The 13,594-nt window shown below is 34.4% G+C and carries 15 protein-coding genes and 2 tRNA genes; 7 read left to right on the top strand and 10 right to left on the bottom strand.

Going from position 1 to position 13,594, the window contains the following annotated elements; genetic code table 11:
- Positions 1-128: 128 nt before the first annotated feature.
- A complete protein-coding gene (locus N4T20_RS08460) occupies positions 129-356 on the top strand; it encodes a (4Fe-4S)-binding protein (protein ID WP_260672601.1) in 228 nt (75 codons plus the stop codon).
- A gap of 149 nt (positions 357-505) precedes the next feature.
- Complete coding sequence (locus N4T20_RS08455) at positions 506-1,039, top strand: YceI family protein (protein ID WP_260672600.1); 534 nt, start codon at positions 506-508, stop codon at positions 1,037-1,039.
- A gap of 233 nt (positions 1,040-1,272) precedes the next feature.
- On the opposite strand, the gene N4T20_RS08450 is transcribed toward N4T20_RS08455, so the two are convergent.
- A complete protein-coding gene (locus N4T20_RS08450; protein ID WP_260672599.1) occupies positions 1,273-2,136 on the bottom strand; it encodes an AraC family transcriptional regulator in 864 nt (287 codons plus the stop codon).
- A gap of 192 nt (positions 2,137-2,328) precedes the next feature.
- On the opposite strand from N4T20_RS08450, the gene N4T20_RS08445 reads away from it, so the two are divergent.
- A complete protein-coding gene (locus N4T20_RS08445; protein WP_260672598.1) occupies positions 2,329-2,691 on the top strand; it encodes a DUF983 domain-containing protein in 363 nt (120 codons plus the stop codon).
- Between the two features lie 70 nt (positions 2,692-2,761).
- Positions 2,762-3,634, top strand: coding sequence for an ACP S-malonyltransferase (fabD, locus tag N4T20_RS08440; protein WP_260672597.1), 873 nt, complete (start codon positions 2,762-2,764; stop codon positions 3,632-3,634).
- 95 nt (positions 3,635-3,729) lie between these two features.
- On the opposite strand, the gene N4T20_RS08435 is transcribed toward fabD, so the two are convergent.
- The 5 genes from N4T20_RS08435 to N4T20_RS08415 form a co-directional block, all read right to left on the bottom strand.
- Positions 3,730-4,056 carry a hypothetical protein gene (locus tag N4T20_RS08435; RefSeq protein WP_260672596.1) on the bottom strand — a complete coding sequence of 109 codons (327 nt, stop codon included), beginning with the start codon at positions 4,054-4,056 and terminating at the stop codon, positions 3,730-3,732.
- Positions 4,041-4,235, bottom strand: a complete 195-nt coding sequence (locus tag N4T20_RS08430) for a hypothetical protein (RefSeq protein ID WP_260672595.1) — start codon at positions 4,233-4,235, stop codon at positions 4,041-4,043. The genes N4T20_RS08435 and N4T20_RS08430 overlap by 16 nt, the downstream gene beginning before the upstream one ends.
- A 51-nt stretch (positions 4,236-4,286) precedes the next feature.
- Entirely contained in the window at positions 4,287-5,192 is a 906-nt protein-coding gene (locus N4T20_RS08425; RefSeq protein ID WP_260672594.1) for a DMT family transporter, read from the bottom strand.
- Positions 5,193-5,273: 81 nt separating this feature from the next.
- On the bottom strand, positions 5,274-6,290 hold the full coding sequence (gene galE / locus N4T20_RS08420; RefSeq protein ID WP_260672593.1) for a UDP-glucose 4-epimerase GalE: 1,017 nt from the start codon (positions 6,288-6,290) through the stop codon (positions 5,274-5,276).
- A 40-nt stretch (positions 6,291-6,330) separates the two neighbouring features.
- Positions 6,331-7,464 (bottom strand): DegT/DnrJ/EryC1/StrS family aminotransferase, encoded by a 1,134-nt coding sequence (locus N4T20_RS08415; RefSeq protein ID WP_260672592.1) that lies wholly within the window; start codon positions 7,462-7,464, stop codon positions 6,331-6,333.
- 139 nt (positions 7,465-7,603) lie between these two features.
- On the opposite strand from N4T20_RS08415, the gene N4T20_RS08410 reads away from it, so the two are divergent.
- Together N4T20_RS08410 and N4T20_RS08405 are read left to right on the top strand one after the other, a co-directional pair.
- On the top strand, positions 7,604-8,833 hold the full coding sequence (locus tag N4T20_RS08410; RefSeq protein ID WP_260672591.1) for a 3-deoxy-D-manno-octulosonic acid transferase: 1,230 nt from the start codon (positions 7,604-7,606) through the stop codon (positions 8,831-8,833).
- 337 nt (positions 8,834-9,170) lie between these two features.
- The gene (locus N4T20_RS08405) at positions 9,171-9,386 is read left to right on the top strand and encodes a hypothetical protein (protein ID WP_008467260.1); all 216 of its coding nucleotides are present in this window, start codon (positions 9,171-9,173) and stop codon (positions 9,384-9,386) included.
- A 146-nt stretch (positions 9,387-9,532) separates the two neighbouring features.
- Here the strand turns inward: N4T20_RS08405 and N4T20_RS08400 are convergent, their stop codons facing one another.
- The 4 genes from N4T20_RS08400 to mutS form a co-directional block, all read right to left on the bottom strand.
- Complete coding sequence (locus N4T20_RS08400) at positions 9,533-9,916, bottom strand: DUF1508 domain-containing protein (protein ID WP_260672590.1); 384 nt, start codon at positions 9,914-9,916, stop codon at positions 9,533-9,535.
- 136 nt (positions 9,917-10,052) lie between these two features.
- A tRNA-Leu gene (locus N4T20_RS08395) sits at positions 10,053-10,138 on the bottom strand.
- Positions 10,139-10,153: 15 nt separating this feature from the next.
- Positions 10,154-10,226 (bottom strand) — tRNA-Gly (locus tag N4T20_RS08390).
- A 162-nt stretch (positions 10,227-10,388) separates the two neighbouring features.
- Positions 10,389-12,995, bottom strand: a complete 2,607-nt coding sequence (mutS, locus tag N4T20_RS08385) for a DNA mismatch repair protein MutS (protein WP_260672589.1) — start codon at positions 12,993-12,995, stop codon at positions 10,389-10,391.
- Positions 12,996-13,153: 158 nt separating this feature from the next.
- Between mutS and N4T20_RS08380 the strand changes: the two genes are divergently transcribed.
- Positions 13,154-13,585, top strand: a complete 432-nt coding sequence (locus tag N4T20_RS08380) for a DUF1573 domain-containing protein (RefSeq protein ID WP_008467274.1) — start codon at positions 13,154-13,156, stop codon at positions 13,583-13,585.
- Positions 13,586-13,594 lie beyond the last annotated feature (9 nt).

Raw genomic sequence — 13,594 nt, 5'->3', positions numbered from 1 at the left:
ATAACAAATCTGGAAATCAGATTATTATCGTTTCTTTTTTTATTCCATTTCAAAAAAGAAAGACTAATTTTATAAGTAAAAAAATTGGCCTAATTTTCAAATTAAACTAACTCTTAAAATTTCAAACCATGAATCCAAATAACCTCACTAAAGAATACACAAACGGCGAAGTAACGATTGTATGGCAATCTGGAAAATGCATTCATTCTGCCAATTGCGTAAAAAATAATCCGGATGTTTTTCGCCCAAAAGAAAAACCGTGGATTACTCCGAATCAATCTACAACGGAGAAAATAATTTCGGCTGTTAATAAATGTCCGTCGGGAGCGCTGACATTTTATATGAATAAAAAATAATGCGAGAGACCTAACAGGTTTTATCCCGAAGCTTCGGGACTGTTAGGTCTTTTACATTTCTTAATCTAGGTTAAGTGCTCCAGGACAACTGTCACCGTAACTTTGTCCTATCAAAATGAAACAAATTAATTATTTAAAAAAATAAAATTATGGCAACTACAAAATGGTCAATTGACCCAACACACTCAGAAATTGGTTTTAAAGTTAAACACATGATGTTTACAAATGTTTCAGGTAAATTTGGAACTTACGAAGCTTCTGCAAGCACAGAAGGAGAAAGTTTTGATAATGCAGATTTCAGTTTTTCTGCTGATATCGCTTCAATTGACACTGCAAACGCTGATCGTGACGGACATTTAAGAAGTGGTGATTTCTTTGACGCTGAGAATCATCCGAAATTAACTTTCAAATCTTCTGCTTTCAAAAAAATTAATGATGGTGAATTTGAATTAACTGGAGATTTAGACATTAAAGGTGTTTCTAAAACAGTAAAATTCCCAGTTGAATTTAGCGGAATCATGACTGATCCTTGGGGAAATACAAAAGTAGGTTTAAGCATAGAAGGAAAAATCAATCGTAAAGATTGGGGTTTGAACTGGAACTCAGCTCTTGAAACAGGTGGTGTTTTAGTAGGTGAAGAGGTTCGTTTGAACATTGAATTACAATTTGTAAAACAAGCTTAATCTATTGGTTTTAGATTTAATTGGTTGGTTAAAAGCCCTGCGTTTACTCGCAGGGCTTTTTGTTTTTTCCGCCACGAATTCACGAATTATTTTTTATTTCAGGCAGATTTAAAATGATTTTAGCAAATTTGCGCAAATTTATTTTAATCTGCACAAATTTGCTAAATCTGCGTGAAACCAAAAAAATATCCAACGATTAATAAAAATAATTCGTGAATTCGTGGCGGAAAAAATCAACGCACGGTATTTCTAAATTCTGTTGGCGACATTCCGGTTTGTTTTTTGAAGAATCTTGAGAAGTACGAGTAATCTTCGTAACCTACTTTAAAAGCTACTTCGTTTACTGCCAATTGCTTGTCGATCAGCATTCTTTTTATTTCGAGAACAACTCTGTCTATGACTACTTGTGTAGCCGTTTTTTGAAGAATTTCATTGCAAATTCTATTTAAATGTTTCAATGTGATATTTAGTTTTTCTGCATAAAACGACGGCAGTTTTTGTGTTCTGAAATGTTCTTCTAAAAGCGATTCAAACTTGTTGATTTTGATATTGTACGAATGGGTTTGATGCGAGTAGGTTTCGCTATATTTTCTGGCTACTTCGATATGAATGCAATCCAATAAATTCAACAATTTGTCTAAATGATATTTATTGCTTTGCCTATTTTCCTGAATCAGCAGATCAAAATACGGAAGGATTTTTGGAATTTCCTTTTCTTCAAAAACCATTTCTGGTCGGTTTTGAATGGAATGATAAAAATTATAATCGTTGATTTTCTTTTGTCCGAAATACAGATTGTACACCTCTTGAGAAAAAATAATGACAAAACCTTCAATATCTTCAGACAGATTCCAATGATGCATTTGCCCAGGCTGTAATACAAACAGGCTTCCTCTTTTAATTTCGAATTGATCAAAATCGACTTCATGCAATCCTGAGCCTTTGGTAAAAAAAACCATCAAATACGAATCATGCCGATGCGGTTCTTCGACAAAACTGTGGCTTTTTAAATGTTCTTTGAAAGTATTTACATAAAAATCACGGTGAATATCGTTGCAACTGAAATTCTGAACACTATAAATGGGGTATTTCTTCATAACAAATACTATTTCTTATTTTCTGATTACAAAATACCACTCTACGATTTGGATTTTGGAATTTGGGATTTGGAATTTATTTTTTTAGAATTTAACTCAAAATGTCTTTATTGTGCTACAATAAGCGAAGATACTAAAAAGACTTTCATTATGCTCTGAATTACCTTTGTATAAACAAAAATTAACAATATCATGTCAAGCGCATTAACTCATATTTTAAAAAACGAATGTCCTGTTTGTCATAAAGGAAAAGTTTTTACCGATAAAAATATCTTTCTGAATTTCAGTTTTCCTAAAATGAATGAATATTGTAGCCATTGCAATTATAAATTCCAAAAAGAGCCTGGTTATTTCTTTGGCGCGATGTACGTAAACTACGGACTGACTGTTGCTCAAGGAATTGCAACGTATTGTATTGCACAGTTTTTCTTTGAGAAAAATTTCGATTTAAGAATCCTCCCGATTATTGCTGTTTCTATCACTTTACTCACACCTTTTAACCTCCGATTTTCTAGATTAGCATGGATTTATATGTTTAAGGATTATACGAAGTAAAAAAGTATTATTTTTGCCTTTCAATTGAAGCTAATTTTCAATTCAAAAAAATAAAAAACAAATTAGACAAATGAAAGCATACGTATTTCCGGGTCAGGGCGCGCAGTTCACAGGAATGGGCAAAGACCTTTATGAAAATTCGGCTTTAGCCAAAGAATTATTCGAAAAAGCTAATGAAATTCTAGGTTTTAGAATTACAGATATCATGTTTGAAGGCACTGCCGAAGAACTAAAAGAAACTAAAGTAACTCAGCCAGCAGTATTTTTACACTCTGTTATTTTAGCTAAAACTTTAGAAGATTTCAAACCAGAAATGGTTGCAGGACATTCATTAGGAGAATTTTCGGCTTTGGTTGCTAACGGAACTTTATCTTTTGAAGATGGTCTTAAATTAGTTTCTCAACGTGCTTTGGCAATGCAAAAAGCCTGCGAAATTACTCCATCAACAATGGCTGCGGTTTTAGGCTTGGCTGATAATGTTGTCGAAGAAGTTTGTACTTCTATCGATGGTATTGTGGTTGCTGCTAATTACAACTGCCCTGGGCAATTGGTAATTTCTGGCGAAACTTCAGCAGTTGAAAAAGCTTGCGAAGCGATGAAAGCTGCAGGAGCAAAACGTGCTTTAATTTTGCCTGTTGGTGGTGCTTTCCACTCCCCAATGATGGAACCAGCAAGAGAAGAATTGGCTGCTGCAATTGAGGCAACTACGTTCTCTACTCCAAGCTGTCCTGTTTACCAAAACGTAACTGCAAACGCGGTTTCTGATGCAAACGAAATTAAAAAGAACTTAATCATTCAGTTGACAGCTCCGGTAAAATGGACACAATCTGTACAGCAAATGATCGCTGACGGCGCTACTTTATTTACTGAAGTTGGTCCAGGAAAAGTTTTAACTGGTTTGATTAACAAAATTGATAAAGAAGCCGCTGTTGCTAATGCTTAATTTTAAGTGTTCAGTATTCAGTTTTTAGTGATCAGTTATTGACTGTATAAATAAAAAATCCTCATAGACTTTGGTTAGTTTATGAGGATTTTGTTTTATAAATCTTTTACTTCTTCGCTGTAATTATTTAGAATTCCAGTAATCAGATAATTTTGATTGCTTTTTTCAAAAAATACATACCAAGTTGTCCTGGCATTTGTTTTATAAAAAATATAATTAGCTCCTAAATATTGCAGTGAATGCGGGGTTTTCTTTTGAGGAAATCTCTTTATTCTTTCCGTAACAGCATCGTAAATATTAGAAACATATTCTTCCGCAGATTCTATGAAGCCAAAATATTCTTCTTTATATAAAGCTACAACCAAATCGTCTAAATATCGTATTACTTCTGGCGTATAAATAATTCCTATTTTCCCCACCATTCTCTAATTCTTCTAATCGATTCTGCTTTTGCTTGTTCAGGAGTCAATCCTTTTGCAAACTCTGCATCAAAATCAAAAGTTTCAGGGTCTATTCCTTTGAATTTTGGTTTTTGAACTTCGTATTCTACACTTGGCTCTTCAACCTTATCATTTTTTTTATTTTTTTTATCCAAGCTCATTATTCCTACATTTTTATTCTTACAAATTTACAAAATAAATTGAACTAAAATTTATTTAGCTTTCTTTTCTTTCTTCTTATAATTCACAATAAAAACTCCGAGAATTATCAGAGCTGTCGCAATAATAAAATCGATTGTAATGACTTCATCTAAAAGCAACCAACCCAAAAAAACCGCAATTATAGTATTTACATAGGACAAAATAGAAACCTGAACTGCCGTAACGTGTTTTAGCGCATAATTATAACAGAAAAAAGCAATCACCGAACCAAAAATGGACAGGTACAAAGCTGCACCAATGCTTCTCAGACTCCATGAACTGAAATCTGGATTGGGTGAAAAAATGCAAGCCAAAACCAGCTGGATGCTAGATGCCATTGTAAACTGATAAAATAAATTAAGGATAATGTTATTCGATTTATTAGCGTGCGTTTTGGTATAAATCGTCCCGGCTGCCCAAGCCAGAATTGCAAATCCCATAAACATCATTCCGGTTCTGTAATCAGCATCTAAAAAGGATGCCAGTCCGTCTTTGAATATGAAAACAACTCCAGAAAATCCAATTATGACACCCATAAAACCTCTAAAACTCATTTTTTGCAGTCCAAATAAAATACTGCCCAGAAAAATAAGAATTGGAGACAAAGCACTAATCACTGATGCTAATCCGCTTGGTATGGTCTGCTCTGCAATTGTGGTAAAACCATTCGCAATTACTATCATCAAAACTGACGGAATAAGCTGCTGTTTCAAATTCTCCCAGCCAATCCATTTCAATTCACTTTTAAACAATAAAATAGTCATCATGATCAATCCCGCTAATCCCTGACGAATTGAAGTTACAAACCAGGGCGGAATAGTCTCGACTGCAACGCGAATTCCTAAAAACGTTGTGCCCCATACAATTCCAACCGCTGCAAGGGCAAAAATTAATTTATAATCTAAAGTTTGTTTCATAAATAAAGTACCGTAAAAAAAAAATCCCAAACTATATTACTATAATCTGGGATTTTAAAAATTTATAATTTTTAATAAAAATTACTTATTCCTAACTTTTTGTTCCCATTTCCAGGCACTTGCCATTGCTTCGTCCAGACTTAGTTCAGCCTTCCATCCTAAAACATTATTTGCCTTATCTGTATTTGCGTAAGCTTCCGTAATATCTCCTTCACGACGAGGCATCATCTTATAAGGCAAGTTTTTACCGCTGACTTTTTCAAAACTATGAATGACTTCCAAAACAGAACTTCCTTTTCCTGTTCCTAAATTGAAAGTTTCAACTTTCGCTAAATTCTTTTTATTCAATAAACGCTGTAAAGCAATTACGTGCGCTTTTGCCAAATCTACAACGTGAATATAATCACGAACAGCAGTTCCGTCCGGAGTTGGATAATCGTTTCCAAAAACCGATAATTCTTTACGTAAACCAACACCTGTTTGCGTAATAAATGGCACTAAATTTTGAGGAACTCCCAATGGCAATTCTCCAATTTCTACTGATTCGTGCGCTCCAACAGGGTTAAAATAACGCAACAAAATAGCGTTGATATTAGTGACTTTAGCTGTATCAGTAATAATCTCTTCTCCGATCTGTTTTGTATTTCCATAAGGAGACATTGCAGTCTGAACCGGAGCGTCTTCTGTAATCGGCATTTTTTCGGCTTGACCATAAACCGTACAAGAAGAACTGAAAATAAAACTTGCTTCAGGTTTTTGCTGTAATTCCTGTAAAAGATAAACCAAACTGCTAATGTTGTTTTCATAGTACAGCAAAGGCTGTTCAACACTTTCGCCAACTGCTTTTGAAGCTGCAAAATGAATTACTCCAGTAACATCGTTATGTTTTTTAAAGAAATCCCGAACGTCGCTTTTTTCTCTTAAATCAATTTTTTCGAATAAAGGCGTTTTTCCTGTAATGGCTGTAATTCCTTTTAAAACATCTTCTGAAGAATTCGAAAGATTATCAATAATCACAACTTCGAAGCCTTCATTCTGCAATTCGACTACGGTGTGAGAACCGATAAATCCTAATCCTCCTGTTACTAATACTTTCATTTTGCGGTTGTTTTTCTAGTGGTTATTTAGTTTAAGCTTTTTATTTATTTAAAAATTCTAAAACAGAATCGGTAATAAATTTAATTTGTTCGTCATCAAGTTCAGTATGCATTGGCAAAGCAATTACTTCTTGCACCAATTGATTTGTAACTGGGAACTGCTCCTCTTTATAACGAGGATCCAAATATGCTTTTTGAGAATGAAGCGGAATTGGGTAATAAATTGCACAAGGAATTCCTTTATTCAATAAATGCTGCATTAAAGCATTACGATCAGCATCTAGAATCCTCAACACATATTGATGAAAAACGTGATCATTTTCGTTTGCATCAAAATCTGGCGTAATGATTTTTGCATTTCCAGCGAAAGCTGCATTGTATTTTGTTGCCGCCAAACGACGTGCTTTATTATATTCGTCAAGCAAAGGCAATTTTGCATTTAAAACCCCAGCCTGAATACTGTCTAAACGTGAATTTACACCTACAACATCGTGGTGGTAACGCTCGTACATTCCGTGGTTTACGATTCCGCGGATGATGTGCGCCAGTTTATCGTCGTTTGTAAAAATTGCTCCTCCGTCTCCATAGCATCCTAAGTTTTTAGACGGGAAGAATGAAGTTGCCGCAACATGACCAATTGTACCCACTTTAACTTTTGAACCCGATTTTGAAATATAATCAGCTCCAATTGCCTGTGCGTTATCTTCGATTACGTATAAATTGTGCTCTGCAGCAATTTCCATAATAGCATCCATATTAGCAGCACGACCAAATAAATGTACCGGAACAATTGCTTTTGTTTTTGGTGTAATTGCTTTTTTAATCGCCTCGATATCAATATTCATATTATGCAAATCAACATCAACAAGTACTGGAGTTAACTGCAACAAAGCAATAACCTCAACTGTAGCTGCGAAAGTAAAATCGGCCGTAATTACCTCATCACCTGGCTTTAAATCCAAGCCCATCATCGCAATCTGCAACGCATCCGTACCATTTGCACATGGAATCACGTGCTTTACCCCTAAATAATCCTCCAGATTCTTCTGAAACTGATGAACCAAAGGTCCGTTGATGTAAGTATTGGTATCCAAAACTTCCTGAATTGAAGCATCTACAGTAGATTTTATTTTTTCGTATTGACTTTTTAAGTCAACCATTTGTATTTTTTTCATTTTTGAATGTATTTAAAAAAATTAAAGACGCTGTATTTTAGGCAGAAATCTCTAAAAGGAGGAACAAAAATAGTTATTAATAGCTTCAAACCAATGAAAATAGTCGAAAGAAATGTAATTTAGCCTCAAAAATTATTACATGCTTTTTTTATACAATTTAGCCGTTTCTTTAGCAGGTTTTTTCCTTAAAATCATAGCATTATTTAGTCCGAAAATTAAGCTTTTTGTTGAGGGTCGAAAAAATGTTTTTTCAATTTTAGAAGAAAAAATAAACCCTCAAGACAAAACGATCTGGTTTCATTCTGCTTCTCTAGGAGAATATGAGCAAGGACTTCCTGTTATCGAAAAAATCAAAGAAAAATATCCTAACCATAAAATAATTGTAACCTTTTTTTCACCATCTGGATACGAAGTGCGTAAAAACAACACAGTTGCTGATGCTACCATTTATTTACCGCTTGACACAAAAAGCAATGCAAAAAGATTTTTAAAACTAGCTCATCCTGAACTCGCTTTTTTCATTAAGTACGAATTTTGGCTAAACTATTTAAAGGAATTAGAAAAAAGCAAAACTCCGACTTATTTGATTTCGGGAATCTTCAGAGATAATCAAATGTTTTTTAAATGGTACGGAGGATTTTATAGAAAAGCGCTGAATGCTTTCACTTATTTCTTTGTTCAAAACGAAAAATCGAAACAAAAAGTAGAAAGTCTTGGCTTTAAAAATGTAATTGTTTCCGGTGATACTCGTTTTGATCGTGTAAACGCCATTTTAGAGCGAGATAATCGATTGGATTATGTTGAAAATTTCAAAAACAACCAACCCACGATTGTCATTGGAAGTTCTTGGCCAAAAGATGAAGCTTTAATTGCGGAATACATCAACCAAGCACCTGATAATGTAAAATTTATAATTGCACCGCACAATATCAAGCCTGATCAAATTTCAGATCTTCTATCAAAAATCACAAAATCGACAGTTTTATTCTCAGAAAAAGAAAATAAAAACCTGTCTAATTACAATGTTTTTATAATTGACACTATTGGAATCCTAACTAAAATATATAGTTACGGAACCATCGCGTATGTAGGCGGCGGATTTGGAAATCCTGGAATACATAATATATTGGAGCCTGCCACTTTCGGCATTCCAATTGTAATAGGTCCAAATTATTCAAATTTCGCAGAAGCAATTGATTTAGTCGACATTGGCGGCTGTATGCCAATTTCAACTATCGCAGAGCTAAAAGAAATTCTTGACCGATTATTAAATGACAACAGCTTTCTAGAAGAAAAAAGCAAAATCTGCAGATCTTTTATCCAAAACAACAAGGGAGCTACTGAGACAATTATGAAACGCATATCGTAGTCTTTTGCACAGATTTAAAGCATTAAATTATAAAAACAAACAATAAGGACTCATTTTCGCTTTTAAAAAATTAAAACAAATAGTCTTAAAAAACAAAACAAACCGTAAGCCAGAGAAACAAAACAGCTCGTTTTTATAAGGAATTTTCAATAAAAAAATATTTAAGCGATAAATTAGATAATTTAAGAAAATTTTATAATTTTGGCATATTCTTTGATAAATAAGATAAACGTGAGCAAGGAAAATATTTTAAAAAAAAAGTGAAAAAATATTTTACATATTAAAAAATTTATATCTTTGCCACGAATTAATAATTAACCTTTTATAATAAAGTAAGATGAAAAAAGTATTTTTAAGTTTAGCTGTTGTTGCTGTATTAACTGTTGTATCTTGTAAAAAAGCTGACGCTGCTGCTGAAGCTCCTGCTGTAGATTCTACTGCTGTTGCTGTTGATTCAGCTGCTGCTGTTGTTGATTCTGCTGCTGCAACTGTTGATTCTGCTGCTGCTAAAGTTGATTCTGCTGCTGCTAAAGTAGAAGAAGTAAAAAAATAATTAGAACCTAAATTCTAACGATTTTAAAACCATCTTTTTAGATGGTTTTTTTTTTGTGATTATTTTTTTTTTAATTAATCCATTTCAAACAAAAAAAGCGCTTGCACTTGCAAACGCTTTTTTTATTCATTACTACTACCCCTTTCTTACTCCGCCGCCTCTTCCAACTCTTCCTCCAACCCCTCATCGCCAAAAATCGATTCACTGGAAGAAAAATCCAAAATCTCCGATCTAGAAGAATATGTGACAATTTCTTTTATTCCCTTCTGCAAAAGCAATTCTGTACTGTATTTTCGACTTGTAGCAAAATGAACATCACCCAACATCAATTTAAAAAAATACTTCCCTCCAGAGCCTTTAAATTTCAAAAATTTCGCAAGTTCAATATTCGCTTTAAACTTCTCAATATCCTCTTCACACTCAAACCTCAATTCATAACTTAAACTTGTAAAAATTACTTTTCCTTTTCGAGAAGTAAATGTAAACTTATACTCATCATTAAATCGTTTGCTAATTACAAAAGCACCCATTTATAAATTTTAGATTTTAAAGATTGTTGATTTTAGATTTTTCTTGAGATTCTGAGATTCTGATAAATTTACTGCGTAAATTTATTACCTGCAAGTCTGCAAATAAAAAAAGCCTCTTCAAAAGAAGAGGCTTTCGTACTCAGAGCGGGACTTGAACCCGCACGAACATTGCTGTTCACTGGATTTTAAGTCCAGCGTGTCTACCAATTTCACCATCCGAGCATTGTATGGTTTTAGAGCGAAAAACGGGGCTCGAACCCGCGACCTCGACCTTGGCAAGGTCGCGCTCTACCAACTGAGCTATTTTCGCATTTTCAAATTTTATTAAGAACTGCAACACTTGATTTGTTTCGTATTGCGAGTGCAAATTTAGGACATTTATTCAATTACACAAGCGTTTTTTCAAAAAAAAATCGACTTATTTTATAACGTTCTGATAACCTAAAGTTTAAAATTGAAAAAATTTTGAATTTTATTTTTTAATCAGCATTCTTTTGATCTCATTCAGCTTCATTAACGCTTCGACTGGTGTTATTGCATTAATGTCGAGATTCAGAATCTCTTCTTTTATTTCTTCCAGCAAAGGATCATCCAAATTAAAGAAACTCATCTGCATTTCCTCGTTTGCCGATTTTATTCCGTTCAAAGCATCGCTTGAATGATTTTTTTCTAATTTCTTTAAAAGCTTTTGTGCTTTTGAAATAACCAGTTGAGGCATTCCGGCCATTTTTGCAACGTGAATTCCAAAACTATGGGCACTCCCTCCTTTCACTAGCTTTCTAACAAACAAGACAGTATCCTTAAGCTCTTTTACCGCAACATTGAAATTTTGGATTCTCGGCATCGATTCTGTCATTTCGTTCAATTCATGATAATGCGTAGCAAAAAGCGTTTTTGCTCTTCCTGGATGCTCGTGCAGGAATTCTGCAATTGCCCATGCAATCGAGATTCCGTCATAGGTGCTTGTTCCTCTTCCAATCTCATCCAACAACACCAAACTTCTGTCTGAAATATTATTCAAAATAGAAGCCGTTTCATTCATTTCGACCATAAAAGTAGATTCGCCCATCGAAATATTATCTGATGCACCAACTCTGGTAAAAATCTTATCCACGATTCCCATTCTAACACTATCAGCAGGCACAAAACTTCCCATTTGAGCCAAAAGCACAATTAGAGCCGTTTGCCTCAAGATAGCCGACTTACCCGACATATTTGGTCCAGTAATCATAATAATCTGCTGCGTTTCTCGATCTAAGAAAACATCATTGGCAATATAAGGGGTACCAACAGGCAATTGTTTTTCAATTACAGGGTGTCTTCCGTTTTTAATATCCAATTCGAATGTTTCATCAATTTCAGGCTGCACATATTGATTTTCGACAGCCATTTGTGTAAACGAACATAAACAATCCAGCTGCGCAACCAAATACGCATTCATCTGAACAGGCTTGATATAAGTAGAAATCCAAGCTACTAATTGCTCAAAAAGCTCGCTTTCGATTTTATAGATTTTTTCTTCTGCTCCTAAAATTTTGGTTTCGTATTCTTTTAACTCTTCAGTTATATAACGCTCTGCATTTACCAAGGTCTGCTTACGAATCCATTCTTCCGGAACTTTATCTTTATGGGTATTTCTAACCTCGATATAATATCCGAAAACATTATTAAAAGAAATTTTCAATGAAGAAATTCCAGTTCTTTCAGATTCTCTTTTTTCGATTCCTTCCAAGAATTCTTTTCCTGAAGTTGAAATCGCGCGCAGCTCATCCAGCTCTTCATTAATTCCGCTTGCAATTGCATTTCCTTTCGAAATTGCAACTGGCGCGTCTTGATTTAAGGTAGTTTTAATTTTTTCGCGCAGCAGATCACACGCGTGCAAACTATCTCCAATTACCTTAACCGCTTCTTGCGGACTTTCGAGCGCAAGGGTTTTAATTGGAATAATAGCATCCAGAGATTCCTTGAGATACACAATCTCTCTTGGAGACACTTTTCCTGCAGCGATTTTAGAAATTAAACGCTCTAAATCTGAAATCTGTTTAATCTGATATTGGATATTATGCAGGATTTCAGGATTCGATTTTAAATATGCTACGACTTCATGTCGGCTTTTTACTTTGTTGGCATCTTTCAAAGGCAATGCCAGCCAACGCTTTAACAAACGTCCTCCCATTGGAGAAAGCGTTTTATCGATCACATCCAAAAGCGTCACTGCATTTGGATTATAGCTGTGATACAGTTCCAGGTTTCGAATCGTAAAACGATCCATCCAAACGTATGCATCTTCTGCAATACGCTGAATCGCCGTAATATGCTGCACGCGATTGTGCTGCGTCTCCGACAAATAATACAAAATCGCTCCAGAAGCAATAATTCCTTCTTTTAGTTCTTCAACACCAAATCCTTTTAAGGAATTGGTCTGAAAATGCTTTGTCAATGTTTCTAAAGCATAATCTTCTTTATAAATCCAATCTTCTAAGAAAAAGCTATGAAAATCTTCCCCAAAAGCAGTTTTAAAATCATTTTTATTATGCTTCGGAACTAAAACCTCGCTCGGATTAAAGTTCTGCAACAGTTTATCAATATATTCTGCATTTCCCTGAGCCGTTAAGAACTCTCCTGTCGAAACATCCAAAAATGAAATTCCGATATTTTTATTAGCAAAATAAACAGACGCTAAGAAGTTATTTGATTTTGACTGTAAAACCTCATCATTCAAAGAAACGCCAGGAGTCACAAGCTCCGTAACACCTCTTTTTACAATAGTTTTAGTCATTTTCGGATCTTCCAACTGATCGCAAATCGCTACGCGAAGTCCTGCTTTTACGAGCTTTGGCAGATATGTATTTACAGAATGATGCGGAAACCCAGCCAATGCTGTTTCGGTATCAGACCCTGCTCCTCTTTTAGTTAAAGTAATCCCTAAAATTTTAGAAGCTCTAATGGCGTCTTCTCCGAAGGTTTCATAAAAATCTCCTACTCTGAAAAGCAGACAGGCATCAGGATATTTACTCTTGATCTCGTTGTACTGTTTCATTAAAGGTGTTTCCTTCACCACTTTCTCTTTAGCTGCCAAATTATTATATTTTAAATGAAAAAATTAAGACAGCGAATTTATGATTTTTTAGTGGCATATCGAAAGCTTCAAAAATTAAAATATTTTAAGATATTTTTAGTTACTGATTTAAGAATTTTATATAGCTTTGTTTATCATTAAAAAAAAGACCCTTAAAGATGAAAAAAATAATTTTATTCGCTATGTTGGCTGTTGCTGGTATCACGGCTACAAATGCACAAACAACTAAGAAAGCTAAAGCTGCTAAAGTAGCTAAAGTAGAAGGAGCAGGAATGCTTTTTGAAACTGAAACTATTGACTACGGAACTATCGCTCACAATGCTGATGGAAAACGCGAGTTTGTTTTTGTTAACAACGGAACTAAACCATTAATCATTACAAACACTCAAGGATCTTGCGGATGTACTGTTCCAACTACTCCAAAAGAACCAATCGCTCCAGGAGCTAAAGGTGTTATTGGCGTAAAATATGCTACTGACAGAGTTGGTGCTTTTACAAAAACAGTAACTGTTACTTCTAACGCTGAAGGGCAGCCAACAAAAATCCTTACTATTAAAGGTACTGTTTTACCAGATCCAGTAAAAAGCTAATCTGAAAAA

The sequence above is a fragment of the Flavobacterium sp. TR2 genome, from assembly GCF_025252405.1.
GTDB lineage: Bacteria > Bacteroidota > Bacteroidia > Flavobacteriales > Flavobacteriaceae > Flavobacterium.
This window is presented reverse-complemented; position numbering and strand designations above follow the sequence as displayed.

Bases quoted from the DNA above. Each gene is read 5' to 3' on its own strand.
- N4T20_RS08400 (WP_260672590.1), bottom strand. From the start codon at position 9,916: ATGGGTGCTTTTGTAATTAGCAAACGATTTAATGATGAGTATAAGTTT.
- N4T20_RS08445 (WP_260672598.1), top strand. From the start codon at position 2,329: ATGTCAAGCGCATTAACTCATATTTTAAAAAACGAATGTCCTGTTTGT.
- N4T20_RS08460 (WP_260672601.1), top strand. From the start codon at position 129: ATGAATCCAAATAACCTCACTAAAGAATACACAAACGGCGAAGTAACG.
- N4T20_RS08405 (WP_008467260.1), top strand. From the start codon at position 9,171: ATGAAAAAAGTATTTTTAAGTTTAGCTGTTGTTGCTGTATTAACTGTT.
- galE (WP_260672593.1), bottom strand. From the start codon at position 6,290: ATGAAAGTATTAGTAACAGGAGGATTAGGATTTATCGGTTCTCACACC.
- N4T20_RS08410 (WP_260672591.1), top strand. From the start codon at position 7,604: ATGCTTTTTTTATACAATTTAGCCGTTTCTTTAGCAGGTTTTTTCCTT.
- fabD (WP_260672597.1), top strand. From the start codon at position 2,762: ATGAAAGCATACGTATTTCCGGGTCAGGGCGCGCAGTTCACAGGAATG.
- N4T20_RS08430 (WP_260672595.1), bottom strand. From the start codon at position 4,235: ATGAGCTTGGATAAAAAAAATAAAAAAAATGATAAGGTTGAAGAGCCA.
- N4T20_RS08415 (WP_260672592.1), bottom strand. From the start codon at position 7,464: ATGAAAAAAATACAAATGGTTGACTTAAAAAGTCAATACGAAAAAATA.
- N4T20_RS08450 (WP_260672599.1), bottom strand. From the start codon at position 2,136: ATGAAGAAATACCCCATTTATAGTGTTCAGAATTTCAGTTGCAACGAT.
- N4T20_RS08435 (WP_260672596.1), bottom strand. From the start codon at position 4,056: ATGGTGGGGAAAATAGGAATTATTTATACGCCAGAAGTAATACGATAT.
- N4T20_RS08425 (WP_260672594.1), bottom strand. From the start codon at position 5,192: ATGAAACAAACTTTAGATTATAAATTAATTTTTGCCCTTGCAGCGGTT.
- N4T20_RS08380 (WP_008467274.1), top strand. From the start codon at position 13,154: ATGAAAAAAATAATTTTATTCGCTATGTTGGCTGTTGCTGGTATCACG.
- N4T20_RS08455 (WP_260672600.1), top strand. From the start codon at position 506: ATGGCAACTACAAAATGGTCAATTGACCCAACACACTCAGAAATTGGT.